We start from the raw sequence: 25,154 nt of genomic DNA, 5'->3' as shown, positions 1-25,154 counted from the left end.
ACTTGAGGGTGCGCATTATAAGTTTGTGAATCTGTTGGTCAAGCTCTTTTAGCTCAATGATTTACCATCAAACCGCACCGCAAAACCGACCCACAACCAAACTATGCAAAATGGCGGAGAGGGGGGGATTCGAACCCCCGACACCCTTTTGAGATGTACTCCCTTAGCAGGGGAGCGCCTTCGGCCACTCGGCCACCTCTCCGCAACACGGGGCGCATGATACCCATCTTCGCCCCGCTTGCAAAGCCAAAAATCACATAAATATTAATGGCTTGGTTCTTGATCTTTTTCTTTCTGGATCCGTTGATAAATCTCCTCGCGATGCACCGCTACCTCTTTGGGTGCATTCACTCCTATGCGCACTTGATTTCCTTTGACACCCAGCACAGTGACAGTCACATCGTCACCCACCATCAGGGTCTCTCCGACCCGGCGAGTCAGAATCAGCATTCCTTTCTCCTTAAAACGGATTCAATTCAGTAAACAGTCTGCAAAGATAAAGACGGATAATGTTCCGTGAAACATCGACCTAGAGCCTTTCACCAGCTATTGACCAGTAACAACGACTCTAAAGTTCCTTCAGCCCCGGCGAAATCGACGGAAGGCTCGAATCAGTCGCACTTAGCGCGTCATTCTCCCTTGCCCGCAGGCGCATCCAGCTCAAACGCGGTATGCAACGCCCGCACCGCCAGCTCAAGGTACTTTTCCTCGATCACAACCGACACTTTGATCTCTGAAGTAGAGATCATCTGTATGTTGATGTTTTCCTTCGCCAGCGCTTCAAACATGCGGCTGGCAACGCCAGCATGAGAGCGCATGCCTACGCCGACAATCGACACCTTGGCTATCTCGGTGTCGCCTACGACTTCGCGAGCGCCCATATCGCGAGCAATGCCTTCCAGCACCTGCAGCGCGTTGTGATAGTCATTGCGGTGAACAGTGAAAGTGAAATCCGTGGTGTTATCGTGCGCGACGTTCTGCACGATCATGTCTACCTCGACATTCGCCGCGCTGATCGGCCCGAGAATCTTGAAGGCCACCCCCGGGGTATCCGGCACGCCACGAATAGTCAGCTTGGCTTCGTCACGATTGAACGCGATGCCGGAAATGATGGGCTGTTCCATGGATTCCTCTTCATCAAGGGTAATGAGGGTTCCTGGACCCTCTTGAAAACTGTGCAGCACACGCAACGGTACGCTGTACTTGCCGGCAAACTCCACGGCACGGATCTGCAAGACCTTGGAGCCGAGACTCGCCATCTCGAGCATCTCTTCAAACGTGATCTTGTCCAGACGCTGAGCCTTGGCAACAACACGCGGGTCAGTCGTGTAAACCCCATCAACGTCGGTATATATCTGGCACTCGTCAGCCTTCAGCGCAGCGGCCAGCGCCACACCGGTGGTATCTGAGCCGCCACGGCCAAGGGTTGTGATGTTGCCGCTTTCGTCCACGCCCTGGAAACCGGCCACGACGACGACACGCCCAGCCTTGAGCTCTTTCTGGATCTGCTGCGAATCGATCTGGAGGATGCGCGCCTTGGTATGGGCGCTGTCGGTCAGAATGCGAACCTGGCTGCCTGTATAGGACACGGCAGGCACACCGATCTTGATCAGCGCCATCGCCAGCAGAGCAATAGTCACCTGCTCCCCTGTAGACACCATCACGTCCAGCTCGCGGGCCACAGGCTGCTCGCTGATCTGCTTAGCCAGATCAATGAGCCGATTGGTCTCCCCGCTCATGGCCGAGACCACTACGACTATATCGTCGCCTTTTTCGCGGAACTTTTTGACCTTCGCCGCCACTTGCTCGATGCGCTCGACGGAGCCAACCGAGGTACCTCCAAACTTTTGTACGATCAAAGCCATCTCATCGCCGCCTAAGCCCGTCAAGGGCGCTTGTTAATCATTCCAGCCAGCATCACGTAGTGCTAACGACATCGGCCCGACCAGGCTCAGATTCGACGCAGGCACCGAACCCACAGTCCCTTGCGGCCAGGCGAACCTGGCACTCCCCTGCTTACAAGCCGTTCGCGACGAACCCCTCGGCGATGGCTAATGCTTCGTCGAGGCGACTCACATCGCTCCCACCGCCTTGTGCCATATCCGGACGACCGCCGCCTTTGCCGCCAACAACCGCAGCAGCCTGCTTCATCAGTTCACCAGCTTTCAAACGGCCGGTGAGATCCTGCGTAACGCCAGCCACGAGCACAATTTTTTCGTCCTGCACGCCACCGAGCAGGATGACGCCGCTGCCGAGCTTGTTTTTCAATTGATCCACCAAGGCCAGGAGCGCCTTGCCGTCCAAACCATCAATGCGAGCGGCCAAGGTTTTCACGCCTTTAACGTCCACGGCGGCGCTGGCCAGATCATTACCAGTAGCACTGGCCGCTTTAGCCTTGAGCTGTTCCAATTCCTTTTCCAGCTGGCGGTTGCGTTCGAGCATCGCGCCCAGCTTGTCTAGCAAATTGTCACGGCTGCCTTTTACCAAGCCGGCAACCTCTTTCAACTGCTCCTCGGCCCGGTTCAGATAGGCCAGCGCCTGCTCGCCAGTGACCGCTTCGATGCGCCGAACGCCTGCAGCCACACCGCCTTCACTGACGATCTTGAACAAGCCTATGTCGCCGGTCCGTTTGACATGAGTCCCGCCGCACAGCTCGACAGAGAAACCGCCCCCCATGGTCAACACGCGCACCTGATCGCCGTACTTTTCGCCGAACAGCGCCATCGCACCCTTGCTCTTAGCCGTCTCGATGTCGGTTTCCTCAGTCTCAACTGCCGAATTGTTACGGATCTCGGCGTTGACCTTGTCTTCGAGCGCCTTCAGCTGTTCGGGCTTGATCGCCTCAAAATGGCTGAAGTCAAAGCGCAGCCGCTGACTGTCGACCAGCGAGCCTTTCTGGCTCACGTGCTCACCAAGCATCTGGCGCAGTGCTGCGTGCAAGAGATGCGTCGCAGAGTGGTTCAGCGCCGTGGATTGGCGCACGGAAGCATCGACCGTCGCCTCCACGCTCGCACCTACCTGGAGATTGCCACTGTCCAGGATGCCGTGATGCAGGAACGCACCACCGGCTTTGCTAGTGTCGCGCACATCGAAGCGCAGGTCGTCAGCCGAAAGGTATCCGCAATCGCCAGCCTGCCCGCCGGATTCGGCGTAGAACGGCGTCTCGTCGAGAACGACCACACCCTCCTCGCCTGCCGACAGGCTCTGTACTGCAATGCCTTCCTTGAACAACGCCAGCACCTTGCCGCTGCCGGAGGTACCCATATAGCCCGTGAAGCGCGTTTCACCCTCGACCTTGACCAGACTGTTGTAGTCCATGCCGAAGGCACTGGCCGAACGCGCCCGCTCACGCTGCGCCTCCATTTCACGCTCGAACCCTTCTTCGTCGAGCGTCAACTCGCGCTCACGCGCTATGTCGCCGGTCAGGTCGACCGGAAAGCCGTAGGTGTCATACAGCTTGAAGATCACGTCACCAGGAATCACGGAGCCCTGAAGGTCAGCCAGATCCTGTTCGAGAATTTTCAGGCCCTGCTCAAGGGTTTTGGCGAACTGCTCTTCTTCAGTCTTCAGCACGCGCTCGATGTGCGCCTGCAGGGTCCTCAGTTCGGAAAAGGCATCGCCCATTTCCGCAGCTAATGCGGCGACGAGCTTGTAAAAGAAGCTGCCCTTGGCGCCGAGCTTGTTGCCATGACGGCAGGCACGGCGAACGATACGGCGAAGCACGTAGCCGCGTCCTTCATTGGAAGGCGTCACGCCGTCGGCGATCAGGAAGCCGCAGGAACGAATGTGATCGGCCACAACTTTGAGCGAAGCCTGACCTTCGTTGCTGCAGCCAATGGCCTGAGCAGCGGCGTTCAAAAGACTCTGAAAAAGGTCAATCTCATAGTTCGAATTGACGTGCTGCAGCACAGCACTGATGCGCTCCAGCCCCATGCCGGTATCGACACTCGGAGCCGGCAGCGGATGCATCACACCATCGGCGGTGCGATTGAACTGCATGAATACGTTGTTCCAGATCTCGATGTAACGGTCGCCGTCTTCTTCTGGCGAACCCGGAGGGCCGCCCCAGATGTGGTCGCCGTGGTCGAAGAAAATCTCGGTACAGGGACCGCATGGCCCGGTGTCACCCATGGCCCAGAAATTGTCGGAGGCGTACGGCGCCCCCTTATTGTCACCAATCCGGACCATGCGCTCGGCCGGGACCCCCACTTCCTTCGTCCAGATGTCATAGGCTTCGTCGTCGCTGGCGTAGACGGTGACCCAGAGCTTTTCTTTGGGCAGCTTCAGCCACTTGTCAGACGTCAGGAATTCCCAAGCGTAGTTGATCGCATCGCGCTTGAAATAATCGCCAAAACTGAAGTTGCCGAGCATTTCGAAGAAGGTGTGATGGCGCGCGGTGTAGCCGACGTTCTCCAGATCGTTGTGCTTACCGCCGGCGCGCACGCACTTCTGACTGGTGGCTGCGCGGGTGTAGGCGCGTTTTTCCAGCCCGAGGAAGCAGTCCTTGAACTGATTCATGCCGGCATTGGTGAACAACAGGGTCGGATCGTTCGCGGGAATCAGCGAACTGGAGGCCACACGGGTGTGGCCCTTCTCTTCGAAGAAGCGGAGGAAGGCTTCACGGATTTCTGCGCTTTTCATAGATCTCTTCCAGAGGACTGCGGCCGAACGGCTGCAAAACGACGCGGCGAGGCGGCACCGGGAGCCGGTTCACAGCTAACCATACGGATAGCCGGCAAAGGGCCGCATTATATCGGCCCTTTGCCGCGCGCATAGAGGATAAATAAGATTGAATCAAGCTATTCGACAGCGATTCGAACCTATGCCTTGAGGAAGGCGGCGAAGGTTTCAAGAATTGGCTCGACATGCTCGGGCAATACATCCATGTGCGTTACCAGCCGCAATCGAGGCGCCGCCGTGAGGACGATTCCGCGCCCCGAGCAAAACGCTTTGAGCGACGCCGCACGATCGCCCATATCGACGTATACCATGTTGGTCTGGACCGGCTCGACGCTATAGCCCAGCGCTACCAAGCCTTTCGCGATGTCATGCGCTCGCTGGTGATCCTCGGTGAGGCGCTGCACCTGATGATCCAGCGCGTAGAGCCCTGCCGCTGCCAGCACGCCGGCCTGACGCATGCCACCGCCGACCATCTTACGCAGCCGCCTAGCCTTGGCGATAAAGGCTTTCTCACCGCATAGCACCGAACCGACAGGCGCACCCAACCCCTTGGACAAACACACCGACACCGAATCGAAATGGCGGCCGATGTCTTGTGCCGTGCAACCCAACTTGACCACTGCATTGAACAGTCGAGCGCCATCCAGATGAAGAGCGAGTCCACGCTCATGCGTAAACGCTCTAGCCTCTGCCAAATAGGCGAGCGGCAGGACTTTGCCATGCATGGTGTTTTCCAGAGCTAGCAAACGCGTGCGGGCGAAATGGAAGTCATCCGGCTTGATTGCATCCGCGACGCGAGCCAGATCCAACGAACCATCCGGCTCCATCTCGACAGGCTGCGGCTGGATCGAACCAAGCACCGCGGCGCCGCCTGCCTCGTATTTGTAAGCGTGGGCCAACTGACCGGCGATGTACTCGTCGCCCCGCTCGCAATGCGCCATCAGCGCCAACAGATTGCTCATGGTTCCGCTGGGGACAAACAATCCAGCCTGTAATCCCAGCTGCGCCGCCAGGCTCTCCTCCAGCTGGCGGACCGTAGGATCCTCGCCATACACATCATCGCCGGTGACGGCACCCAGCATGGCCTCGCGCATCGCCGAGGTGGGCTGCGTGACCGTATCGCTGCGAAGATCAATCAGATTCATCAAAGATCCTTACCCGAATGGATTCGTCCACAGGTCACACGCCGCCTGTGCAGCCGGGACGACCTTAACGCAACAACCGAGTATCCAAAACCTTCGACCCACCACCCAACATTGTTTCAGTGATATCGATGAAGTCTTCAGTGGTTACCCGGTCTAGGCGCATCAAGCCCCGTGCAACGTCATCCAGCGAGTGGCGGCCCTTGCTGCGCTGGCGGATCTCCCGGTCAAGCTCCTGTAGCAGCAGCACAGCTCTGGCTGTGATCGGGCCACTGGATCGCTCGGTACGTAGACTATCGACCTTGCGACTCCATTTGGTCAGGTGCTCCCTGACCGCCTGGTAGCGATCCTCGCTCATGCCGCCAGCGCGGCGCATCAGTTCGATTGCGTAGTACTCGGCCAGCCCTTCGCTGATCCAGTCACTGCGGTCTGCATCGGAGATTCGGCTGAACACATGAACCAGCTCGTGCACCAGCGAACTGGTGCCATTCTCACTGACCAATGGCCGGTCGGCGTGCATGAACAGCGAGTTAGGGCCAGACAAGCCGCCCCGCCACATCGGGTCACCAGCCCCGACAACCAATAGTTTTCCGGGATCGCGCGGGAATACATTCTGCATTTCAGGCCAGACGAAGGTCAGCAAGGTGAGGATATCCATCCTGCGCAGCCCCTCGCCCACCGGACCTGACACCGATACATCAGTCTCGCCCAATTGGGCGCGGCGGCTGCCTAGCTTGCCGGCAAGAACCCAGCCGGTTGGGCGATCAAAAAGGCGCTCGGGATTGTCGATGCGGAAGCGATTCTTGCCGATACGTGGCCAGCCGGTCTCTACGCTCTTCCAACCTGCCGGCAGCTCGAACTGCAGTCGAGAAACCAGCCTGACGCCATCCTGCTGGTCAAGCCGACCGGCAGGCACCAGATCGTCTCCGCGCAGCAATGCCCAGTCGTCGGTCATCCGCGCATCGAAGCGGCCGTTTTTGCGCTGATGACTGATCTTGACCCGGTAATTCAGCCGCGCCTCGCCAGGCGCGGGCCGCCAGACACCGCGACCACCCTGCTGCTCCCAGCTGCTTTCGCCATCGGTTTGGAAATCGCTGTAGGCACCTTCCCCGCCGAGATTCAGATCGAGAAACTTAACGGCGCTGCCATCCTCAAGGAGGAGCTCCACTTCTGCCGCATCCTGTTCGGGAACGAACTTGACGGTGTAGTCCAGATCGACCCGTTTGGCCGCTTGAAGTGGCGTCACGAATGAGAGCAACAGAACGGCAAGCAGCGGTAACTGACGGCGGGGCATCGAGCGGCTCCAGATTGGGTTCAGTGCTATGACGACGCGGGTCGAAGTAGATTCAACCGGCCCGGAATATCAGATGATCTTCCCAGTCTTCGTCAGCCACGGAGCCTTCGGCGATCATACGGCCCGACTGGGAAATTCGCTCGGCATGTACGGCATCCGGATCGCCACACACCAGATGATGCCAAAGCGGAAGATCTTTGCCTTCAGCTACGAGGCGATAGCCGCAGGTTGGCGGCAACCATTTGAATTGCGCCGCGTCTTTAGCTGTCAGCTGGACACAGTCAGGAACACTGGCGCGGCGATTGGGGTAGTCAGTGCATCGACAGCTTTTCAGATCAAGCAGTTTGCAGGCGATCCGTGTGTAATAGACGCTGCCATCCTCTTCATCCTCGAGCTTTTGCAGGCAGCACAGGCCACAGCCGTCGCACAGCGACTCCCACTCGGCCGCGTCCAGCTCGGCCAGAGTCTTGCGCATCCAGAAAGGTTCGACTTTTGCCGCCATGAAAATAGCCATCTCAAGGAAAGTTGCGAGTCTAGCCACTGCCGAGGAGCTGGCCAAGCACGGGGAAGTTCGGAGCGGTTAAGGCAGCGCAAAGCCGACCAACGGCCGCCAGCCCAGAGCTCTACATCGGGTCATTTCGCCGGAGTAATTCTTCCGGCAAGTGCTCGATATACTCCTCCTCGGGCGGCGGCATCTGCAGGTGATAACCTTGTTTCTCGAGGTTATCGAGCACCGTCGCAATGTCCTCCTGCGCCAGCTTGCGTTCAGGCGTAAGGACGATATCAAAGGCAAGCTGCGGCGGGCCGAAGGCGGCAAGCAGGGCTTCAGGGACCTGGGCGAGCGCTTCGCTGCGCTCGACGTACAGGTACATCCCGCTCTTGCGCGGGCTTCTATAAATGGAGCAGATGCGTTTCATGATTTCTCTTCCAGCACTTCGAGAAGGGCCTGCCCCATTCGTTCGCGACGCCAACCACGCAGCGAATCAGGCAGTTCGTAAGGACCGTCGGGATATCCGGTTTTCAACAAGGCTTCCAGCACCTTCTTGCGCAGCATCAGTTCCGGTGCGATGTCCATGACTTGGGCTTCCCGCTGACCGACAGCACGTAGTTTTTTCAGCAGTCCCGACGCATCGAGTGGCAACGGCTCCGGTAAAGATTGCGGCCAGTCCTGCTCGGGCGTAGCGGCGGCCGTACGGATCAGCTCGAGCAAAGTGTCGCCATCCTGGCGCACCGTGCGCGGGTGCATGTCATCGATACGCGCCAGGCTTACCAGATCAGTCGGCTGGGTGCGCGCCAGCGGCCAAAGGCTGTGCTCACGTAGCACCCGGTTGCGCGGCTGATTACGTGCTCGCGCCTGCCGCTCACGCCAGGCCGTCAGGACTCGCAGCACTGCAAGCTGACGCGGTTTGAGGCGCCAAGCCTGTTTGACCTCACGGTAGGCTTCGTCAGGGTCGGTTTCACGCTGTAGATTGGCGACCAGCTCCGCACCATCCTCCAACACCCAAGCACGCTTTTCGTCGGACAGCTTTGGCAGCAGCGCCTCGTACAACTCCGCCAGGTGCTGTGCGTCTTCGGCTGCGTAGCGCACCTGCATCTCACTCAACGGCCGCTGAAGCCAATCGGAACGGGTCTCACCTTTTGGCAGCTCGATGTTCAGCACGCTCTGCACCAACCGCGAGTAGCCCATTGAGAATCCGATGTTCAGATAGCCGGCGGCAAGTTGCGTATCGAACAATGGCACCGGCAGGCTGCCGGTAAGCCGCCAGAGAACTTCCAGATCCTCGCTGCAGGCATGCAGGACTTTCACAACAGACGGGTCCGTCAGCAGACCCGCAAACGCAGACCAATCGGTAATCAGCAACGGGTCGATCAGATAGGCACAACGCCCGTCACCGACCTGCAGCAGCGCAGCGATCGGGTAAAACGTATCGACCCGCATGAACTCTGTGTCCACCGCTACATAAGGCAGCTGGCGCCACTCGGAACAAAGTCGGGTCAGTTGCGCATCGTCCAGCACCCATTGAGTTTCGATGGCCACTAGGCCCTCCTTGTTGTTCAGCGTTACGACCGACGAGCGGGCGAAAAGGCACGCAGTATATATCGCGTCCCGGTATTCGCAGCGCATTGATCGGCTCTAGCAACATGCGTGATAACGTTCTCGAGAAATCCGCACGGAGATCTGCCATGCCGCTTGCTCAACTGATTGACACCGCTGGACTGACCGCACGACGCTCGGAGCCAAACCTGTGCATTCTGGATTGTCGGTTCGCGCTCGAAGACGCTGATCAAGGTAGGCGCAGCTATGAGCAGTCGCATATCCCCGGGGCGCGCTTTCTCGATCTGGAAAAGGATCTCTCAGGCCCAGTAGTTCGCGGCCAGACTGGTCGACATCCGTTGCCGCAGCCGGAGCATCTGATCGCACGCCTTCGCGCTGCAGGCCTGAACAATGACAGCGAAGTCGTGCTCTACGACGATGGTCCTGGCGCATTCGCCGCGCGGGCATGGTGGCTGCTGGCATGGCTAGGCAAACGCAGCGGAGTTTACCTACTGGATGGCGGTTTCAAAGCCTGGTGTGAGGCTGGCGGGCTGGTAACCGAAAAATTGTCAGATTGTCAGCCCGGCCAGTTCGATGGCACGCCCGACGACGATCTGCTGATCTCTGCACAACAGCTCACGGAAAGCCTTGGGCAGCCAGGCCTTACCTTGATCGATGCTCGTGCCCTGCCCCGATTTCTCGGCGAGCTCGAACCAATCGACCCCGTGGCCGGACATATTCCCGGCGCTCGCTGCGCGCCGTTCTCTGAAAACCTTGATGCCACGGGGCACTTTCTCTCCCCCGACCAGCTGCGCTCACGATTCGACCGGTTATTGACCGATCAGCCAGCAGCCACCGTCGTGGCTTACTGCGGATCTGGCGTAACGGCCTGTCATAACCTGTTTGCCCTGTGTCTGGCCGGCTACCCACTGGCCAAACTGTACCCAGGCTCATGGAGCGAGTGGATCACCGATCCTGAGCGCCCCTTGGCCTGACCCAAGCAGCAAAATATGACTGCATGGTCAAACCAGGCCTGATGGCTTTTATCTGCTATTCGACCGCTTATCGGCGCCGATCGTCGCGCTTTACGAAAAATTGCACTCTTTCGTTTGCGACGAATCAGAGAAGCTTGATAGGGTCCGAGCCGCTTTTTCCCCTGGAGTACAACAATGAAAAAAACATGGTTGAAGACCGCGATTGCAGTAGCCGTAGGCACCCTTTCCACTCAGGCCATGGCTGCCGGCTTCGCCCTCAACGAACAAAGCATCAGCGGCATGGGCACCTCGTTCGCCGGTCGCTCTTCTTCTGCCGATGACGCGTCCACCGTTTTCGGAAACCCTGCAGGTATGGCGCTCCTGAAGCGCGAGCAGGTGAGTTTGGGAATGGCGGCGATCCATGCCAAAACTGACATAAGCGATAGTTCCGGCTCTTTTTCTGGCCCAGCCTTAGGTGGGGCAACGTTGCCCTACAGCGGAAGTAGCGACGGGGATATGGTCCCATTCACCGCTGTTCCGATGGGTTACTACGTTAAACCGATCGACGAAAAATGGGCCGTTGGGGTTGGCATTTATGTGCCTTTCGGTCTCGTGACCGATTATGAAAGCGGCTTTCAGGGCCGTTATTTCGGCGATTACAGCGAAGTGCGCGTGATCACAGTGCAGCCCACTGTTAGCTATCGCTTCAATGAAAAGCTGTCGGTAGGCTTCGGGCCGACCATCAACCGTATTGACGGTGAGCTGCAAAGCAAGTCTCCCAACGCCGTCGGCCCGCTGGGCTCCAATGACGGTCGGGTCAAGGTGACTGGCACTGACACTGCGCTAGGCTTCAACGCCGGGGTCTTGTACGAATTCACACCGCAAACCCGCGCGGGCGTAACCTATCGCTCTAAAGTCGCTTATAAGCTTGAGGGGGACACCGAGCTTTCCGGTGGCAGTTTTGCTCTGACAGGTGCAGCGGGCGACTACGACGCGTCGCTTGAACTTGACACGCCTGAATCGGTTGACGTGTCGCTTACCCATGAGCTCAACGATCAGTGGACGCTGTACGGCGGGGCAATGTGGACACGCTGGAGCCGTTTCGAAGCAATCGTCATCGAAAACGACGGTATTCCTGTTCCCCTACAGGGCAACCTAGCACCTATCGTCGAGGAGCAGGATTGGCATGACACTTGGTCCTATGCCATCGGCGCAGCTTACAAGCTGAACAGCGAATGGACGCTTCGGACCGGTTTGGCGTTTGATCAGAGCCCAACCAATAACACCCATCGTTCTCCGCGCATCCCAACGGGCGACCGCACTGCAATCAGCTTAGGCCTGGCATGGAATCCGACCGAAGACGTAACCGTTGACCTTGCCTACTCGTACCTGCGCGAGGAGGAAGTCGAGATCAGCCGCGACCGTTCCTATTCAGGTGGCCTGCTAGAAGCGAACTACGATGCTAGCTACAAGAACAGAGCTCACGGTTTCGGCGCTGCCATGACCTACCGCTTCTGATGCACCCGCCCCGACCGCTCGGTCGGGGCATCCTTCCGCTACTTTGCCAACGCCTTTTCCACCGCAGCGATCAGCTCTGGATCGTCCGGTTCAACTTTGCTCGAGAAGTAATCGACCACCTTGCCGTTGCGATCGACTACATACTTGTAGAAGTTCCAGCGCGGGGCCCCGCCGGCCTGCTCGGCCAGCTCGCGAAACAACGGAATTGCGTCGCCGCCACGCACAGGCTGTGTCTGCGTCATCGGAAACGTCACGCCGTAATTGACGTAGCAAACCTCAGCCGTCTCCGCCGCATCGTCTGACTCCTGAAAGAAGTCATCGGACGGCACGCCAAGAATCATCAGCCCATCATCTTTGTAACGCTGGTACAGCGCCTCCAGCCCTTTGAACTGAGGGGCGAAGCCGCAAAAGCTGGCGGTATTGACCACTACTAACGCCTTGCCCTGAAACTGCTCACAGAGATCGATGGTTTCCTTTGATCGCAGCTTCGGAAGCTCATGCTGAAGCAACGCTGGGCACTGCTCGGCCGCTGCAGGACCAGCCATTAAAAGCAGCGCAAGTGAAGCGGCAATCCATTTGATTTTCATAACAGAGCTCCAGGTGGAATCGAAGCCACGCTACTCCCGAGTCACGCCGGGAGCAACGGTGTCTATCGGCCAAGACAAGGGCCACCACAAAAACGCTATATACAACTCTATATAGCGCTTGCCAGAATGGTCACCCCGACCGGAGCCGATCATGAGCGATTCCAGACAATTCGAGCCATTGCGCATTGACGGACAACTCTGGTTCAACCGTGGCGAAAAAGGCTACCTCGGCGGCAAACGCATCGAGCTGCTCGAACAGATCGAGGCTACCGGATCCATTACCCGGGCTGCCAAGGCCATCAATCTCAGCTACAAGGCGGCTTGGGATGCGGTGGATGCGATGAACAACCTTTCCGAGCGCCCACTGGTAATGCGCAGCGCAGGCGGGGCCAAGGGCGGTGGGACGCAACTGACCGACTTTGGTCGAGAGATGCTGCACATCTGGCAGCGCATGCAGCACGAGTACGAACGCTTCCTGGCACAGGTCGCCCAGGGTATCGATGGATTCGAAGATTTCGACAAACTACTTCGGGCAATCGCGATGAAAACCAGTGCACGCAACCAGTTCCGCGGCCGCATCACCCAGGTAGAAAGAGGCGCGGTGAACGGCAGCGTCAGCCTGGATATCGGCGACGGGCAAACCATGACCGCGACGCTGACCAACGACAGCATCGACGAGCTTCAGCTCGCGACCGGCAAGATAGCCATGGCGCTGGTAAAAGCCAGCTTTGTCCTGCTGTCGCCCGATCCAGAGGTGAAAATAAGCGCCCGCAACCGCTTGAGCGGGACAGTCAGCGCGATCACGCCGGGCGCGGTCAGCTGCGAGGTCAAGCTGCAGCTTCCCGGCAACCGCACGCTGAGTGCGGTCATCACCAACGAAAGCACAGAGGCGCTCGGATTAGCCGTGGGCCAGCCCTGTACGGCATTGGTCAAGGCCTCCCAAGTAATTATCGCGGTAGATTGACGAAGATGATGAATCGAACCCGTATGACGCTCATCGCGGCTTTCGCTGCACTCACCCCCTTGATGGGCCTCGCTGGAGAAGTCCAGGTTGCGGTTGCGTCGAACTTCACCGCGCCCATGCGCGTCATCGCCGAACGATTTGAGCGAGACACCGGGCACAAGGCGCTGCTGGCCTTTGGCTCGACGGGCAAGCTCTACGCACAGATTCGCAACGGCGCGCCCTTCTCGGTACTGCTGGCGGCCGATGAACAGGTTCCCGCCAGGCTGGAAGACGAAGGGTTGGGCGTCGCTGGAAGCCGCTTCACCTATGCCATTGGCACACTGGTGTTGTGGTCGGCCAAAGAAGACCTCGTTAATGATCAGGCCGCTGTGCTCAGTGACCGAGCGTTTCGCCACCTGGCCATCGCCAACCCTAAGACCGCGCCGTACGGGGCCGCGGCTGTGGCCACGCTAAAAAAGTTGGGCCTGTCAGATTCGGTCCGGGGCAAATTGGTGCAGGGCGAAAACATCGCACAAACGCATCAGTTCGTCGCCAGCGGCAACGCCGAACTCGGCTTCGTTGCCCTTTCGCAGGTAGTTGAAGATGGATTGATACGGCAAGGTTCAGGCTGGGTGGTGCCTGCTGCCTACCATCCACCGATTCGCCAGGACGCCATTTTGTTGAACAAAGGTCAGGACAACCCAGCGGCGCGAGCACTGCTCGATTACCTGCAAAGCGCAAAGGCAGCCGAGGTGATCAAAGCCTACGGTTATGACCGGTAGATGATGGAATTGCCCACTCTGGATGACGCCAGCCTCTCTGCCATATGGCTGACACTTAAACTCGCCAGCGTCACCACCCTCCTGCTGCTGCTATTAGGTACGCCGATTGCCTGGTGGCTGGCGCGGACCCGCTCACGCCTTAAAGGCCCCATTGGCGCCGTGGTGGCGCTGCCTCTGGTGCTGCCGCCAAGCGTGCTCGGTTTCTATCTGCTGGTAGCGATGGGACCCAATGGACCCGTTGGGCAACTGACCCAGTCGCTCGGTCTGGGTGTCTTGCCGTTCACCTTTGCCGGCCTGGTTGTGGGGTCGCTTTTCTACTCGATGCCCTTCGTCGTGCAACCGTTGCAGAACGCCTTCGAAGCCATTGGTGTACGCCCCCTGGAAGCCGCGATGACCTTGCGTGCAGGGCCAGTGGATACCTTCTTCAGCGTCGTGTTGCCGCTGGCTCGGCCAGGTTTCGTAACCGCCAGCATTCTCGGCTTTGCCCATACAGTCGGCGAGTTCGGTGTAGTGCTGATGATCGGCGGCAACATTCCGGAGAAAACCCGCGTGCTGTCCGTGCAGATCTACGATCACGTCGAAGCCTTGGAATATACCCAGGCACACTGGCTCGCCGGTGGGATGCTGCTGTTTTCCTTTCTTGTACTGCTCACGCTCTATGCGAGCCCCATTCGGCAGGGGTGGCGCGGATGACCAGCAACCCGAGCGGGATCCATGCTCGCCTGCGCCTGACCCATCCAGGTTTCACGCTGGACGTCGATGTCGAACTACCGGGGCGAGGTGTTACCGCTCTGTTTGGTCCTTCGGGCTCGGGCAAGACCAGTTGCCTGCGTTGCATCGCCGGGCTCGAACGCGGCAGCACGGGCGCGCTGGTGGTCAACGGCGAGTGCTGGCAGGACTCAAGCCGTGAGTGGTTTATGCCACCGCACCAGCGCGCCATTGGCTATGTGTTTCAGGACGCCAATCTTTTTGCCCATCTGTCCGTCAGAGGTAATCTCGAATTCGGCATGAAGCGCATCCCGGCGAAGGACCGGCGCGTCGCTTGGAATCAGGCTGTCGAGTTGCTGGGTATCGAGCACCTCTTGGAGCGCATGCCGGAGCGGCTTTCCGGCGGAGAAAGGCAACGGGTCGGCATCGCGCGCGCCCTGCTTACCAGCCCACGCCTGCTGTTGATGGACGAGCCGCTGGCTGCGCTCGATGTGAAGCGCAAACAGGAAATCCTGCCGTATCTCGAACGTCTACACGACGAACTGGATATCCCCCTGCTCTATGTCAGCCACGCGCCAGACGAAGTGGCGCGACTGGCTGATCACCTGGTTTTGCTCGATGAGGGCAAGGTCGTGGCGCAGGGCGCACTTCATGAAACCCTGGCACGCCTGGATCTGCCGACCGCGTTCGGTGAGGATGCCGGGGTCGTCATCGAGTCGGAGGTTGCCGGCCACGATACCGATTACCACCTCACTCGCCTGACGTTTCAGGGCGGTGATGTGCTGGTAGCGCAGCGGAGCGAAGCGGTCGGGCATCGGCTGCGCTTTCGCGTCCATGCGCGGGATGTCAGCCTGACGCTGGAACGTGCAGAGGGCACCAGCATCAGCAACCTGCTACCGGTGCAGGTGGATGAAGTCGTCAGTGCCGATACGCCCGCGCATGTCCTGGTCCGTCTAAATGCCCAGGGCACACCGCTGCTGGCTCGCATTACGCGGCGCTCGGCCGACCAGCTCGGCGTCATCGAAGGTAAGGCGCTTTGGGCGCAGATCAAGACAGTCGCTCTGCTGGGATGAGGTGCCTGGCTAGCCCAGCAGCGCCAGACCAACCAGCACCGCGCATTCCACCAGTTCCAGCAAAGCTCCGGCAGTGTCGCCTGTGGTTCCGCCCAGACGCCGGACCAGACTACGACGCACCAGCATTCCAACCGCCGCTGCAACCCCCAGCGCAAGCCAGCCACTGGCTCCCATCAGCACGCCAGCAAGCACGATCAGCGCCAGTACGAACCGTGCCTCTGAGCGCGGCATGTGCTCGGCTAAGGCTTGGCCCAAACCACCCGGCCGCACATAGGCAGTGGTAAGAAACAGCCCCAACATTGCGCTTCGCCCCAACAGCGGAACTGCCAACAGCATCAACAGGTTGCCTTGCTCAAGCAGCGTCCATAGCGCGACGAATTTCAACAGCAGCAATAACACCAGCACGGCGACCGCAACCGGACCGCTGCAGGGGTCTTTCATGATCGCCAGAGTGCGTTCCCGGTCGCCGAATCCGCCCAGCCAGGCATCCGCACTATCGGCCAGGCCATCGAGGTGCAACGCACCGGTCAGCCAGACCCACACGGCTAACAGCAGAGCAGCTTTTAGTGGCGCCGCCGCGTTGCCAAGCGCCATGCCAAGGAAGCAGAGCATGCCGCCCAACAGCAACCCCACCAACGGGTAATACAGCAGGGATCTGCCGATCAACCGTGGCTCGGGGATGCTGTGCAGCCGCACCGGGAGGCAGGTCAGAAACTGCAGCGCAATCAGAAAGGGCTGCATCGTTCTTCCAGCCAGAGCGTGGCGTCGTTAAAACCGGTTCTCAGGCCGAACAAAGCGCCATGACTAACCTCGACCTGCAACAGACATTCGCGCGGCAGACCACGGGCCTCTGCCAGCAACAGCCGCATCACGCCTGCGTGGGTGACGAGCAATACACGTTCGCCCGCGCAACGATCGGTCAGACGCTCGATTGCCGCCAGCACGCGCTTCTCAAAGTCCGCGACGGGCTCCGCACCGGGCGGAGTGAATCCGTACGGGTCGTTCCAGAAGCGCCCTAGGGCTTCGCTCTGATCGATCATCAGGTCGGCGGCGGTGCGCCCCTCCCAATCGCCAAAGTCCAGCTCGCGCAGGTCAGGCTCAAGATCGAGCTCAAGGGATTGTTGCTCGGCGAGTTCAGCCGCGAAGTCCGCGCAGCGGCGCAGGGGCGAACTGATGATTCGGTCCCAAGGCCCGGCACCGGCGACGGCGGCACGCATCTGCTGCCAACCCTTTACGGTGAGCGCATCATCCAGCCGCCCCCGAAATCCGCCACCGGACTCGGTTTCGCCATGTCGCAGCAACTCCAGCTGAACGCTCATGAGTGCTTCGCCGCGACAGCGGCTTCGTCGAACGTGGCCATGCCGTCGTGAAGCGCGCAGGCCAGCCGAAGCAGCGGAACCGCCAGCGCCGCGCCGCTGCCCTCGCCTAGCCGCAGACCGAGATCCAAGAGCGGGTGCGCATCCAAGGCTTTAAGCACAGCCAGGTGCCCCGGCTCGGCCGACCGATGCGCGAAGATCAGCCACTCACGACACGCCGGGTTCAGACGCACAGCGCACAGCGCCGCCACGCTGCAGATATAACCGTCGACCAGTGCGACGATTCCTAGCTGCGCGCACGCGATATAAGCGCCGGTGAGCGCGGCCAGTTCGAAACCACCGACCCGCTGCATCCAGCCGAAGGTGTCGTGCGGCCCCGCATGCAGCGACAGCGCCCGCTCGATGACTGCACTCTTATGGGCAATACCCGCCGCATCCAGGCCGGTGCCCGGCCCAGCCAGTTCGTGCGGCGCGCAACCCAGCAAGGCGCAGGCCAGCGCCGCCGCAGTAGTGGTATTGCCGATGCCCATTTCGCCGCCAATGAACAGCTCGCTGCGCTGTTGCTGCGCCCGCAGCACAGTGTCGCGCCCAGCCTCCATGGCGAGCTGGCAGGTTTCGGCACTCATGGCCGATTCTCTGGTGAAATTGCGGGTGCCCGGCCCCAGCGAAAGATGGCGCACCCGAGGCAGCGACAACGGAGCCACCGTTCCCAGATCAATCACCTCCAGCGTCGCGTCGAGCTGCTTGGCAAGCACACTGATCGCGGCGCCGCCGTTGACGAAGTTACCAAGCATCTGAGCAGTGACCGATTGCGGAAATGCCGAGATACCTTCCTCGGCGACACCGTGGTCTCCGGCAAAAATGGCGATGAAAATACGCTGAACCGAGGGTCGCTCGCGCCCTTGCAAAGCCGCCAGCTGGGGGATCACCGCGTCGATACGTCCCAGCGCACCCGCCGGTTTAGTCAGCTGAGCATCGCGCTGCTGTGCCGCCCGGCGTGCCACTTCGTCCGGTATCCGGCAGGCCTCCAACCACCACTGCGTGTTCAAAGCGCCACTCCTTTAAGGGTCATTGGCAAGCCCGCCACGGTAAAGATCACCCGCTGACAACGCTCGGCGATGGCTTGATGTAACAGGCCGGTTTCATCGACATAACGCCGGGTCAGCTCGCCCAGCGGCACCACACCCAGCCCGGTTTCATTGCTCACCATCAGTACCCGTCCCGGCAGCTCATGAAGACACTCGAGCAAGGCATCGCGCTCCTCAACCAGGCGACTCGCGTCGTCCAGCATCAGCAAATTGGTGAGCCATAGTGTCAGGCAGTCCACCAGCAGGCAGCGATCCGCACGGGCGTGTTCGCGCAGTATCGAAGCCAGCGCCAGCGGTTCTTCAATCAGCCCCCAGCTGGCAGGGCGCCGGGCACGATGATGAGCGATGCGTTCGCTCATCTCGCCGTCAAGCGGCTGGCTCGTGGCGATGTAGGTGACCGCCAGGCCACTTTCAACGGCAAGCCGCTCGGCCAACCGACTCTTGCCGGACCGCGCCCCACCGAGGATGAGCTCAATCATGCCCCCGTCTCCCTTGATAGCCCGCAGAGCGCCAACAGGTGCGAGGCGTCCAGATGCTTGTCCACCAGATCCGCCAGGCGCTCGATGTCGCGTTCGCGCAGTGCCTGGTAATCGACCCGCTGCGCCTTCTCCAGCCCGGCCCAGCGCAACAGTGACTCGCAAGCAGCGGGAGACTCGAACAGGCCATGGAGGTAGGTGCCGAGCACCTGACCATCCTCGCTGATCGCACCATCACCGCGCCCCTCTTCGAGTCGTACGGCAGCACGCTCCAGTGCCGGTCCGTCACTGATGCCCGCGTGAATCTCGTAGCCGGTGATGTCGGCGCCATCAATCGCCAGTCGACCCCTGACGTTGCGCAGCTGCTTGTGCGCAGCCAGCGTTGTGGAGAACCTCAGCAGTCCCAGCCCGTCGCTTTGCCCAGCCGGTCCTTCCAGCCCCAGCGGGTCGGCAATTGCGTCGCCCAGCATCTGCAGGCCGCCACAAATCCCCAGCACCTTGCCGCCGTAGCGCAGATGCCGCTGGATCGACGGCTCCCAACCTTGCGCGCGCAGCCATGCGAGGTCCGCGCGCACGCTTTTTGAGCCCGGCAGAATAATCAGATCGGCAGATGGCACAGTTTGCCCCGGCCCGATAAAGCAGAGATCAACCTGCGGATGCAAACGCAGCGGATCGAAGTCGGTGTGGTTGCTGATACGTGGCAACACCGGCACCACCACTTTCAGGGTCTGCTCGCTCTTCGCCGACTGACGCACGTCGACGGCGTCCTCTGCTTCGAGGTGGAAATCCATAAGGTACGGCAGCACCCCGAGAACGGGCTTGCCCGTGCGCTGCTCAAGCCAATCGAGGCCCGGCTGCAGCAGCGCAATATCACCGCGAAAGCGGTTGATAACAAAGCCTCGGACCCGTGCCTGCTCACTTGGGCTGAGCAACTCCAGCGTGCCGACCAGATGCGCGAACACCCCGCCTTTATCGATATCGGCGATGAGGATTACCGGGCAGTCCACCTTTTCGGCAAAGCCCATATTGGCGATATCGTTGGCGCGCAGATTGATCTCGGCCGGCGAACCCGCGCCCTCGACCATCACCACCTGATAGCCATCGCTGAGGCGCTTGTGCGACGCCAGCACCGCTTCCATCGCCACGCGTTTGTAGTCGTGATAGGCCACTGCATCCATGTTGCCGACGGCTTGGCCGTGAATGATGACCTGCGCGCCAACATCGCTGTTGGGCTTGAGCAGGATTGGATTCATGTCGGTGTGCGGCGGCAATCCTGCGGCCTGGGCCTGCACTGCTTGCGCGCGGCCGATTTCGCCCCCGTCGGCGGTAACTGCGCTGTTCAGCGCCATGTTCTGCGGTTTGAACGGCACGACGGTGACACCCATACGCTTGAGCCAGCGACAAAGCGCGGTCACCAGCGTGCTCTTGCCAGCGTCGGAGGTTGTGCCCTGAACCATCAAGGTGCTCATGTGCGTACCGCCTGATAGCTGATCAGCGCCCGGGTCAGCCGCGCCCATCCGGCTTCGTCCGCCGGCAGCCCGAAGCGCACACTCGACGGATACAGGAAGCGACGCACCAGAATGCCCTGGCAGGCCAGAAACTCATGGAGCATCGTGGCTTCCTCCGTCACAACCCAATGAAAAAGCCAGCAGCCCCCGGTGGGCGGCAACCCCTGCTCTGTAAGCAGCTGCGCCAGTCGCTCGCTATCGCCTCGCAAGCGCTCGCGTTGACGGTGCTGCCCCTCACGATCACCAAGCAAGACGGTACCGATGAAACGTGACGGGCCGGCAATCGGCCATGGCCCAAGGGCGTCGCCGAGCACGGACAGCAAGCCTTGCTCCGCCAGCACGAAACCCAATCGCGCACCGGCCATGCCGAAAAACTTGCCGAACGAGCGCAAGACGATCAGCCCTGGTAAGTGGCTATGCGGAGCCAGGCTGTGAGACGGGGTTGGGTCCATGAAAGCTTCGTCGACAATCAGCCAGCCACCACGCTCGGCAAGACGGCCATGCCAGCCGAGTAATTGCTCCGGTGGCAGCAGACGTCCAGTGGGGTTATTCGGGTTGACCACAACCAGCACATCGAGACTATCGAGGGCCCGCGGCACGCTGCCCTCGCTGAATTCGCTGAGGCGGTGCCCTTCCCGGCGCCATGCCGCTGCGTGCTCTGCATAACAGGGCGAGACGATTCCAACCTGCAGCGGCCCGCGCAAGCGCGGCAACATTTGAATCGCTGCCTGAGAGCCGGCCACTGGCAGCAGCGAGGTGGCACCGAAATAGGCCTGTGCGGCGGCCTCCAGTTTGTCTTCTGTTTCCGGCAGACGCATCCAGGCTTCCGCGGGAATGGCCGGCAGATCGAAACCGTAAGGTGCAATGCCTGTGGAAAGATCCAGCCAACCCTGCAGCGGAATATCGAAATGCTCGGCCGCCCTGCGCAGCCTTCCGCCGTGCTCAAGCACTCAACCAATCTCCGAACAACAGCACCAACAACCACAGACCGACGCCCGCCCAGACCATGTCCAGTGCGCGTTCGATGTCGCGCGCCTGAGGCGCATCGCCTTCGCCAAGCACGGGTCTGTGGTGCAGCTCGCCGTGGTAGACCGCCGAACCGCCCAACGCCACGCCCAATGCCCCCGCCCCGGCAGCCATCACGGGCCCGGCGTTGGGGCTGTCCCACTGAGGCGCCTGGGTGCGCCAGCAGCGCCAGGCTCGGCGCGTCTGGCCCAACAAGGCGTAAGTCAGCGCAACCAGCCGGGCAGGTATGAAGTTGAGCACGTCATCGATACGCGCCGCAGCCCAGCCGAATCGCTCGAAGCGCTCATTGCGGTAGCCCCACATGGCATCGAGCGTATTGCTCAGCCGGTACAGGACCACGCCTGGCGCGCCTGCCAGCACGAACCAGAAAAGCGCGGCGAATACCGCATCGCTCCCGTTCTCCAGTGCCGACTCGGTCGCCGCCCGGGCAATGCCGTGCTCGTCGAGCTCGCGCGTATCGCGGCTGACGATGAACCCGACACGCAGGCGCGCCTCGGCCAAGTCACCCTGGCGCAGCGCACGGGCAACCGGCAGCAAATGGTCGCCAAGACTACGCAGACCCAGAGCCATATAGAGCAAGCAGATCTCAACCAGCCATCCAATGCCCGGCAATGAACCGAGTAGCCACGCCAATCCCATAAGCGGCAGCACGGCGAGGCACCAGGCAGTTACGCCGTGGCTGCGCCAACCGCGACCGTCGGGCCCGTTGAAGTGACGCTCGAGCCGGTCAGCCAGCGTGCCGAATGCAACCAGCGGGTGACCGCGACGCGGTTCGCCGAGTGCCGCATCCAGCGCAACCCCCGCTAAACAGCTTAGGGCCACGCTCACGACTGCTGATCCCAGTAATTATCGAACAGCAACTCGGAGAGTTGTCGCGGCTGGGTCCAACCTTCTAGCGCGAGCATTGGCGCAGGGTAGAACTCAGCCACCGGGCCAAGGCAAATCACCGCAACCGGCTTGGCCCCCGTGGGCATCTGCAGCAGATCGGCTAGCGCTTGAGGATCGAAAAGCGATACCCAGCCCATGCCCAGCCCTTCAGCCCGCGCAGCGAGCCAGAGATTCTGGATCGCACAGGCAGCCGAAGCGAGGTCCATGTCCGGCATTGTGCGACGGCCAAACACGTGGGCCTCGCGACCCTCCATCAACGCGACGACCAGCAACTCAGCGCAATCGTGAATGCCCTCAACCTTGAGCTTCATGAATGCCTCGCCACGCTCGCCCAGCGCATCAGCGGTCAGGAGTCGCTCCTCCTCGACCAGATCGGCAATGGCGCTTCGCAATTCAGGAAGGCTGATACGCAGAAAACGCCAAGGCTGCATCAAGCCCACGCTGGGCGCCTGATGCGCGGCTTCGAGCAGGCGCGCCAGCAGCGCCGGTGGGACCTCGCCTCCGTTGAAATGTCGCATGTCGCGCCGCTCGCCAATGGCCCGGTAAACTCCGGCCCGCTGCTCGTCGGTGAAAGCCGAATCGCTCATGGATAGAGCATCGCCGCAGCCGCGCGGAAATCGGACGGCATGTAGAAGTGAATATAGGAAGCCGTCAGCCGACCCTGTCGGTACACCGCCTCAGCCGTTCGTTTGTAGTTCGGGCATTCGCCTCTCGCCAGTGGCTGCATTGGCGATTCGAGCGAGGAATGGTGAAAGGTGTGGCCACGCAGGCGCCCCTCCGGCAGCTGCACCTCCTGCAGCGCCAGTGCGGTAAAGCGCTTCTGCATCTGCGCTTCGCCAGGAATCAAGCCAAGCATGCTTTCCCGGATTCCGTCCTGGCCGGTCAGGCCGTCGAGCAGATAAAGCATGCCGCCACATTCGGCAAGCATTGGCTTGCCTGCATCGTGATGGGCGCGTATCGCCTCGGCCATCGCATGGTTGCGGCTCAACGCTCGCAGATGCAGCTCCGGGTAGCCTCCCGGCAAGTAAAGGCTATCCACAGCAGGCAAACGGGAAAATCGCAGCGGCGAGAAGAACAGCAGCTCCGCGCCCAGCGCTTGCAACAGATCGAGATTGGCCTGATAGACGAACGAGAAGGCGGCGTCACGTGCCACACCGATACGCACCCCGCTCAACAGTTTCGGCAGTGTCTCGGGTGCCGGTGGCGGAAAGCTGATCACTGCTGGCAGGCTGCAATCCGCGCTCGCCGCCAGGGCGTCGGCAGCCGCGTCGAGTCGGGCGTCCAGATCGGCCAGCTCCTGCGCCTGTACGAGACCCAGATGACGGCTGGGCAGGCCAACGGATTCAGCGCGCGGCAGGGCGCCGAACCAACCGAGATTCTCAGGCAGGCAGTCGCGAAGGATTTCACCGTGTCGGCTGCTACCGACCCGGTTGGCCAACACACCGGCAAACGGCAGATCCGGCTGATAACTGGCCAAACCGTGGGCGAGCGCCCCGAAGGTCTGTGCCATCGCCGAACCATCGACTACCGCCAAAACCGGTACTCCGAACTGGCGCGCCAGATCCGCTGCCGAGGGCGTGCCATCGAACAGTCCCATGACCCCTTCGATAAGAATCAGATCGGCATCGCGCGCCGCTTCCCAGAGCAGGCGGCGGCTTTCGGCCTCGCCCACCATCCACAGGTCGAGCTGATAGACCGGGTGGCCGCTGGCGCGCGCCAGCACCATGGGATCCAGGAAATCCGGACCGCACTTGAATACACGCACCCGTTTACCTTGACGGGTGTGCAAGCGAGCCAGGCCAGCCGTTACGGTGGTTTTACCCTGACCTGAGGCGGGCGCGGCTATCAGTAAGGCTGGGCAATTATGCGACGTGTTCATTGCCCGCCTTCGCCTCCAGCAGCACACACCCTTAGCTCAAGCGTCAAAGTTCGATTCCCTTCTGCGCTTTCACACCCGCTTTGAAAGCATGCTTGACCAAGCTCATTTCAGTCACGGTGTCGGCGGCTTCAATCAACCCCGGCGGCGCGCCGCGGCCGGTGACCACCACATGCTGCAACAGCGGTCGCGACTCGATATCAGCCAGCACCGGATCAAGCTCCAGGTAGCCATATTTGAGCGCGATGTTCAGCTCATCCAGCACCACCAGGCCAACCTCCGGATCGGCCAACAGTTGAGCCGCGACGTCCCACGCCTCCTTTGCTTTGGCGATATCACGCTGGCGGTCCTGGGTTTCCCAGGTGAACCCTTCGCCCATCACATGGTAGCGAACCTCGTCGGGAAAGCGTCGGAAGAAACTCTCCTCGCCGGTGCTGGCAGCGCCTTTGATGAACTGCACCACGCCAACCTTGATACCGTGGCCGAGGGCACGAGCCACCATGCCAAAGGCCGAGCTGCTCTTGCCCTTGCCATTGCCGGTGTGGACCAGCAGCAAACCGTACTCGTCCTGTGCTTCGGCAATCTTCTCGTCTACCACGGCCTTTTTACGCTGCATGCGCGCCTTGTGGCGGGCATCGCGCTCACTGGACTCACTCATGCTCGAGCGCCTTCACGCTGTGCAGTCCAGGCACGCAGCCCGACGAACAAGACCGCAGCGGTGCCGACATACAGCGCCAGATTGCCCAGGTAACGGGGGTAGTAGGTGCCGATGCGCTCAGCCAGCTGCGCCAGGCTCGGTTCCGGATAGCGGCCGGAGAAAAACAGGAAACCACCGCCGGAAAACAGGTAGCACACGAAGGCGCTGAGCACCACGACGCCCGCCAGCAACGCCAGGCTGCTCAGTTGGTCACGGTGCAACCGCGCATACATCCGTCCGCCGAACCACAGGGAGCCGTAGGCAGGCACAAGCATCCAGTAAGCCGGTGACATGCAATAACTGCTCACGCCCTGCCATTGGATGGCGGCGAAATCCAGCAGCGACGCCTCGACAAACAAAGCCGGAAACACCCAGCGCGGCGCCAGCAGCACACCCGCCAGAAAGAACACCGCCCATGAAGCGCTTGGCAAATTTACCGAGGCGAAGTGTTGGCCACGGGTCATAGCCATCAGCACCGCCAGCGCAATACCGACAGCCAGTTGGGCTCTTGGGGACAGTTTTATCATCGGTGTTCTCCTTTGG

Annotated in this window: 26 protein-coding genes and 1 tRNA gene; 6 read left to right on the top strand and 21 right to left on the bottom strand. The window is 60.7% G+C overall.

Annotation, left to right across the window (positions count from 1 at the left end; translation table 11 throughout):
• Window positions 1–111: 111 nt before the first annotated feature.
• The 9 genes from ACSSNI_RS03515 to rnd form a co-directional block, all read right to left on the bottom strand.
• Window positions 112–202 (bottom strand) — tRNA-Ser (locus tag ACSSNI_RS03515).
• A gap of 62 nt (window positions 203–264) precedes the next feature.
• A complete protein-coding gene (gene csrA, locus ACSSNI_RS03510) occupies window positions 265–450 on the bottom strand; it encodes a carbon storage regulator CsrA (protein ID WP_003283978.1) in 186 nt (61 codons plus the stop codon).
• Between the two features lie 179 nt (window positions 451–629).
• Window positions 630–1,865, bottom strand: coding sequence for an aspartate kinase (locus ACSSNI_RS03505; RefSeq protein ID WP_200639349.1), 1,236 nt, complete (start codon window positions 1,863–1,865; stop codon window positions 630–632).
• Window positions 1,866–2,016: 151 nt separating this feature from the next.
• Window positions 2,017–4,641, bottom strand: a complete 2,625-nt coding sequence (alaS, locus tag ACSSNI_RS03500; RefSeq protein WP_200639348.1) for an alanine--tRNA ligase — start codon at window positions 4,639–4,641, stop codon at window positions 2,017–2,019.
• A 179-nt stretch (window positions 4,642–4,820) separates the two neighbouring features.
• The gene (ltaE, locus tag ACSSNI_RS03495) at window positions 4,821–5,825 is read right to left on the bottom strand and encodes a low-specificity L-threonine aldolase (RefSeq protein WP_200639347.1); all 1,005 of its coding nucleotides are present in this window, start codon (window positions 5,823–5,825) and stop codon (window positions 4,821–4,823) included.
• A 64-nt stretch (window positions 5,826–5,889) separates the two neighbouring features.
• Window positions 5,890–7,116 carry a hypothetical protein gene (locus ACSSNI_RS03490; RefSeq protein WP_200639346.1) on the bottom strand — a complete coding sequence of 409 codons (1,227 nt, stop codon included), beginning with the start codon at window positions 7,114–7,116 and terminating at the stop codon, window positions 5,890–5,892.
• A gap of 52 nt (window positions 7,117–7,168) precedes the next feature.
• On the bottom strand, window positions 7,169–7,618 hold the full coding sequence (locus ACSSNI_RS03485; RefSeq protein WP_102836411.1) for a YcgN family cysteine cluster protein: 450 nt from the start codon (window positions 7,616–7,618) through the stop codon (window positions 7,169–7,171).
• 121 nt (window positions 7,619–7,739) lie between these two features.
• A complete protein-coding gene (locus tag ACSSNI_RS03480) occupies window positions 7,740–8,033 on the bottom strand; it encodes a YcgL domain-containing protein (protein WP_200639345.1) in 294 nt (97 codons plus the stop codon).
• Window positions 8,030–9,154 (bottom strand): ribonuclease D, encoded by a 1,125-nt coding sequence (gene rnd, locus ACSSNI_RS03475; RefSeq protein ID WP_200639344.1) that lies wholly within the window; start codon window positions 9,152–9,154, stop codon window positions 8,030–8,032. The genes ACSSNI_RS03480 and rnd overlap by 4 nt, the downstream gene beginning before the upstream one ends.
• A 146-nt stretch (window positions 9,155–9,300) precedes the next feature.
• Here rnd and ACSSNI_RS03470 point away from each other — a divergent pair, with 146 nt between their 5' ends.
• Together ACSSNI_RS03470 and ACSSNI_RS03465 are read left to right on the top strand one after the other, a co-directional pair.
• Window positions 9,301–10,146, top strand: coding sequence for a sulfurtransferase (locus ACSSNI_RS03470; protein ID WP_200639343.1), 846 nt, complete (start codon window positions 9,301–9,303; stop codon window positions 10,144–10,146).
• A 174-nt stretch (window positions 10,147–10,320) separates the two neighbouring features.
• Window positions 10,321–11,643: an OmpP1/FadL family transporter gene (locus ACSSNI_RS03465; protein WP_200639342.1), complete on the top strand. Its 1,323-nt coding sequence runs from the start codon at window positions 10,321–10,323 to the stop codon at window positions 11,641–11,643.
• A gap of 38 nt (window positions 11,644–11,681) precedes the next feature.
• On the opposite strand, the gene ACSSNI_RS03460 is transcribed toward ACSSNI_RS03465, so the two are convergent.
• Complete coding sequence (locus ACSSNI_RS03460; protein WP_200639341.1) at window positions 11,682–12,230, bottom strand: glutathione peroxidase; 549 nt, start codon at window positions 12,228–12,230, stop codon at window positions 11,682–11,684.
• 151 nt (window positions 12,231–12,381) lie between these two features.
• Here ACSSNI_RS03460 and ACSSNI_RS03455 point away from each other — a divergent pair, with 151 nt between their 5' ends.
• The 4 genes from ACSSNI_RS03455 to modC are packed head-to-tail and all read left to right on the top strand — an operon-like array spanning window position 12,382 to window position 15,736.
• Window positions 12,382–13,194, top strand: coding sequence for a TOBE domain-containing protein (locus tag ACSSNI_RS03455; RefSeq protein ID WP_200639340.1), 813 nt, complete (start codon window positions 12,382–12,384; stop codon window positions 13,192–13,194).
• 8 nt (window positions 13,195–13,202) lie between these two features.
• Window positions 13,203–13,955 carry a molybdate ABC transporter substrate-binding protein gene (gene modA / locus ACSSNI_RS03450; protein ID WP_200639339.1) on the top strand — a complete coding sequence of 251 codons (753 nt, stop codon included), beginning with the start codon at window positions 13,203–13,205 and terminating at the stop codon, window positions 13,953–13,955.
• A gap of 3 nt (window positions 13,956–13,958) precedes the next feature.
• Window positions 13,959–14,648 (top strand): molybdate ABC transporter permease subunit, encoded by a 690-nt coding sequence (gene modB / locus ACSSNI_RS03445; protein ID WP_200639773.1) that lies wholly within the window; start codon window positions 13,959–13,961, stop codon window positions 14,646–14,648.
• Entirely contained in the window at window positions 14,645–15,736 is a 1,092-nt protein-coding gene (modC, locus tag ACSSNI_RS03440) for a molybdenum ABC transporter ATP-binding protein (RefSeq protein ID WP_200639338.1), read from the top strand. Before modB ends, modC begins: the two co-directional genes overlap by 4 nt.
• Before the next feature lie 9 nt (window positions 15,737–15,745).
• On the opposite strand, the gene ACSSNI_RS03435 is transcribed toward modC, so the two are convergent.
• From ACSSNI_RS03435 to ACSSNI_RS03385, 11 genes are read right to left on the bottom strand one after another with little or no spacing between them, the layout of a single operon-like run.
• On the bottom strand, window positions 15,746–16,477 hold the full coding sequence (locus tag ACSSNI_RS03435; protein WP_200639337.1) for an adenosylcobinamide-GDP ribazoletransferase: 732 nt from the start codon (window positions 16,475–16,477) through the stop codon (window positions 15,746–15,748).
• The gene (gene cobC / locus ACSSNI_RS03430; RefSeq protein ID WP_200639336.1) at window positions 16,462–17,055 is read right to left on the bottom strand and encodes an alpha-ribazole phosphatase family protein; all 594 of its coding nucleotides are present in this window, start codon (window positions 17,053–17,055) and stop codon (window positions 16,462–16,464) included. The genes ACSSNI_RS03435 and cobC overlap by 16 nt, the downstream gene beginning before the upstream one ends.
• Window positions 17,052–18,101: a nicotinate-nucleotide--dimethylbenzimidazole phosphoribosyltransferase gene (gene cobT / locus ACSSNI_RS03425; RefSeq protein WP_200639335.1), complete on the bottom strand. Its 1,050-nt coding sequence runs from the start codon at window positions 18,099–18,101 to the stop codon at window positions 17,052–17,054. The genes cobC and cobT overlap by 4 nt, the downstream gene beginning before the upstream one ends.
• Window positions 18,098–18,619 (bottom strand): bifunctional adenosylcobinamide kinase/adenosylcobinamide-phosphate guanylyltransferase, encoded by a 522-nt coding sequence (gene cobU, locus ACSSNI_RS03420; RefSeq protein WP_200639334.1) that lies wholly within the window; start codon window positions 18,617–18,619, stop codon window positions 18,098–18,100. The genes cobT and cobU overlap by 4 nt, the downstream gene beginning before the upstream one ends.
• On the bottom strand, window positions 18,616–20,085 hold the full coding sequence (locus tag ACSSNI_RS03415; RefSeq protein ID WP_200639333.1) for a cobyric acid synthase: 1,470 nt from the start codon (window positions 20,083–20,085) through the stop codon (window positions 18,616–18,618). The genes cobU and ACSSNI_RS03415 overlap by 4 nt, the downstream gene beginning before the upstream one ends.
• A complete protein-coding gene (cobD, locus tag ACSSNI_RS03410; protein ID WP_200639332.1) occupies window positions 20,082–21,074 on the bottom strand; it encodes a threonine-phosphate decarboxylase CobD in 993 nt (330 codons plus the stop codon). The genes ACSSNI_RS03415 and cobD overlap by 4 nt, the downstream gene beginning before the upstream one ends.
• Window positions 21,067–21,978 carry an adenosylcobinamide-phosphate synthase CbiB gene (gene cbiB / locus ACSSNI_RS03405; RefSeq protein ID WP_200639331.1) on the bottom strand — a complete coding sequence of 304 codons (912 nt, stop codon included), beginning with the start codon at window positions 21,976–21,978 and terminating at the stop codon, window positions 21,067–21,069. The genes cobD and cbiB overlap by 8 nt, the downstream gene beginning before the upstream one ends.
• Window positions 21,975–22,625 carry a 5,6-dimethylbenzimidazole synthase gene (gene bluB / locus ACSSNI_RS03400; protein WP_200639330.1) on the bottom strand — a complete coding sequence of 217 codons (651 nt, stop codon included), beginning with the start codon at window positions 22,623–22,625 and terminating at the stop codon, window positions 21,975–21,977. Before bluB ends, cbiB begins: the two co-directional genes overlap by 4 nt.
• The gene (locus ACSSNI_RS03395) at window positions 22,622–23,917 is read right to left on the bottom strand and encodes a cobyrinate a,c-diamide synthase (protein WP_200639329.1); all 1,296 of its coding nucleotides are present in this window, start codon (window positions 23,915–23,917) and stop codon (window positions 22,622–22,624) included. The genes bluB and ACSSNI_RS03395 overlap by 4 nt, the downstream gene beginning before the upstream one ends.
• Before the next feature lie 43 nt (window positions 23,918–23,960).
• Window positions 23,961–24,572, bottom strand: coding sequence for a cob(I)yrinic acid a,c-diamide adenosyltransferase (gene cobO / locus ACSSNI_RS03390; RefSeq protein WP_200639328.1), 612 nt, complete (start codon window positions 24,570–24,572; stop codon window positions 23,961–23,963).
• Window positions 24,569–25,138, bottom strand: coding sequence for a hypothetical protein (locus ACSSNI_RS03385; protein WP_159968240.1), 570 nt, complete (start codon window positions 25,136–25,138; stop codon window positions 24,569–24,571). The genes cobO and ACSSNI_RS03385 overlap by 4 nt, the downstream gene beginning before the upstream one ends.
• Between the last annotated feature and the right edge of the window lie 16 nt (window positions 25,139–25,154).

The sequence above is a fragment of the Stutzerimonas tianxiuensis genome (genome assembly GCF_053470365.1).
The sequence above is the reverse complement of the archived record's forward strand: the minus strand, read 5'-3'. Positions and strand labels throughout refer to the sequence as shown.

Excerpts from the sequence above, each read along its gene's own strand:
- cobC (WP_200639336.1), bottom strand. The coding sequence starts at position 17,055 with ATGAGCGTTCAGCTGGAGTTGCTGCGACATGGCGAAACCGAGTCCGGT.
- ACSSNI_RS03470 (WP_200639343.1), top strand. The coding sequence starts at position 9,301 with ATGCCGCTTGCTCAACTGATTGACACCGCTGGACTGACCGCACGACGC.
- modB (WP_200639773.1), top strand. The coding sequence starts at position 13,959 with ATGGAATTGCCCACTCTGGATGACGCCAGCCTCTCTGCCATATGGCTG.
- cobU (WP_200639334.1), bottom strand. The coding sequence starts at position 18,619 with ATGATTGAGCTCATCCTCGGTGGGGCGCGGTCCGGCAAGAGTCGGTTG.
- modC (WP_200639338.1), top strand. The coding sequence starts at position 14,645 with ATGACCAGCAACCCGAGCGGGATCCATGCTCGCCTGCGCCTGACCCAT.
- alaS (WP_200639348.1), bottom strand. The coding sequence starts at position 4,641 with ATGAAAAGCGCAGAAATCCGTGAAGCCTTCCTCCGCTTCTTCGAAGAG.
- ACSSNI_RS03480 (WP_200639345.1), bottom strand. The coding sequence starts at position 8,033 with ATGAAACGCATCTGCTCCATTTATAGAAGCCCGCGCAAGAGCGGGATG.
- cobO (WP_200639328.1), bottom strand. The coding sequence starts at position 24,572 with ATGAGTGAGTCCAGTGAGCGCGATGCCCGCCACAAGGCGCGCATGCAG.
- ACSSNI_RS03490 (WP_200639346.1), bottom strand. The coding sequence starts at position 7,116 with ATGCCCCGCCGTCAGTTACCGCTGCTTGCCGTTCTGTTGCTCTCATTC.
- ACSSNI_RS03455 (WP_200639340.1), top strand. The coding sequence starts at position 12,382 with ATGAGCGATTCCAGACAATTCGAGCCATTGCGCATTGACGGACAACTC.
- ACSSNI_RS03505 (WP_200639349.1), bottom strand. The coding sequence starts at position 1,865 with ATGGCTTTGATCGTACAAAAGTTTGGAGGTACCTCGGTTGGCTCCGTC.
- modA (WP_200639339.1), top strand. The coding sequence starts at position 13,203 with ATGAATCGAACCCGTATGACGCTCATCGCGGCTTTCGCTGCACTCACC.
- csrA (WP_003283978.1), bottom strand. The coding sequence starts at position 450 with ATGCTGATTCTGACTCGCCGGGTCGGAGAGACCCTGATGGTGGGTGAC.
- bluB (WP_200639330.1), bottom strand. The coding sequence starts at position 22,625 with ATGAGCGATTCGGCTTTCACCGACGAGCAGCGGGCCGGAGTTTACCGG.
- ACSSNI_RS03395 (WP_200639329.1), bottom strand. The coding sequence starts at position 23,917 with ATGAACACGTCGCATAATTGCCCAGCCTTACTGATAGCCGCGCCCGCC.
- ACSSNI_RS03465 (WP_200639342.1), top strand. The coding sequence starts at position 10,321 with ATGAAAAAAACATGGTTGAAGACCGCGATTGCAGTAGCCGTAGGCACC.
- ACSSNI_RS03485 (WP_102836411.1), bottom strand. The coding sequence starts at position 7,618 with ATGGCGGCAAAAGTCGAACCTTTCTGGATGCGCAAGACTCTGGCCGAG.
- ACSSNI_RS03435 (WP_200639337.1), bottom strand. The coding sequence starts at position 16,477 with ATGCAGCCCTTTCTGATTGCGCTGCAGTTTCTGACCTGCCTCCCGGTG.
- ACSSNI_RS03385 (WP_159968240.1), bottom strand. The coding sequence starts at position 25,138 with ATGATAAAACTGTCCCCAAGAGCCCAACTGGCTGTCGGTATTGCGCTG.
- ACSSNI_RS03460 (WP_200639341.1), bottom strand. The coding sequence starts at position 12,230 with ATGAAAATCAAATGGATTGCCGCTTCACTTGCGCTGCTTTTAATGGCT.
- ACSSNI_RS03415 (WP_200639333.1), bottom strand. The coding sequence starts at position 20,085 with ATGAGCACCTTGATGGTTCAGGGCACAACCTCCGACGCTGGCAAGAGC.
- ltaE (WP_200639347.1), bottom strand. The coding sequence starts at position 5,825 with ATGAATCTGATTGATCTTCGCAGCGATACGGTCACGCAGCCCACCTCG.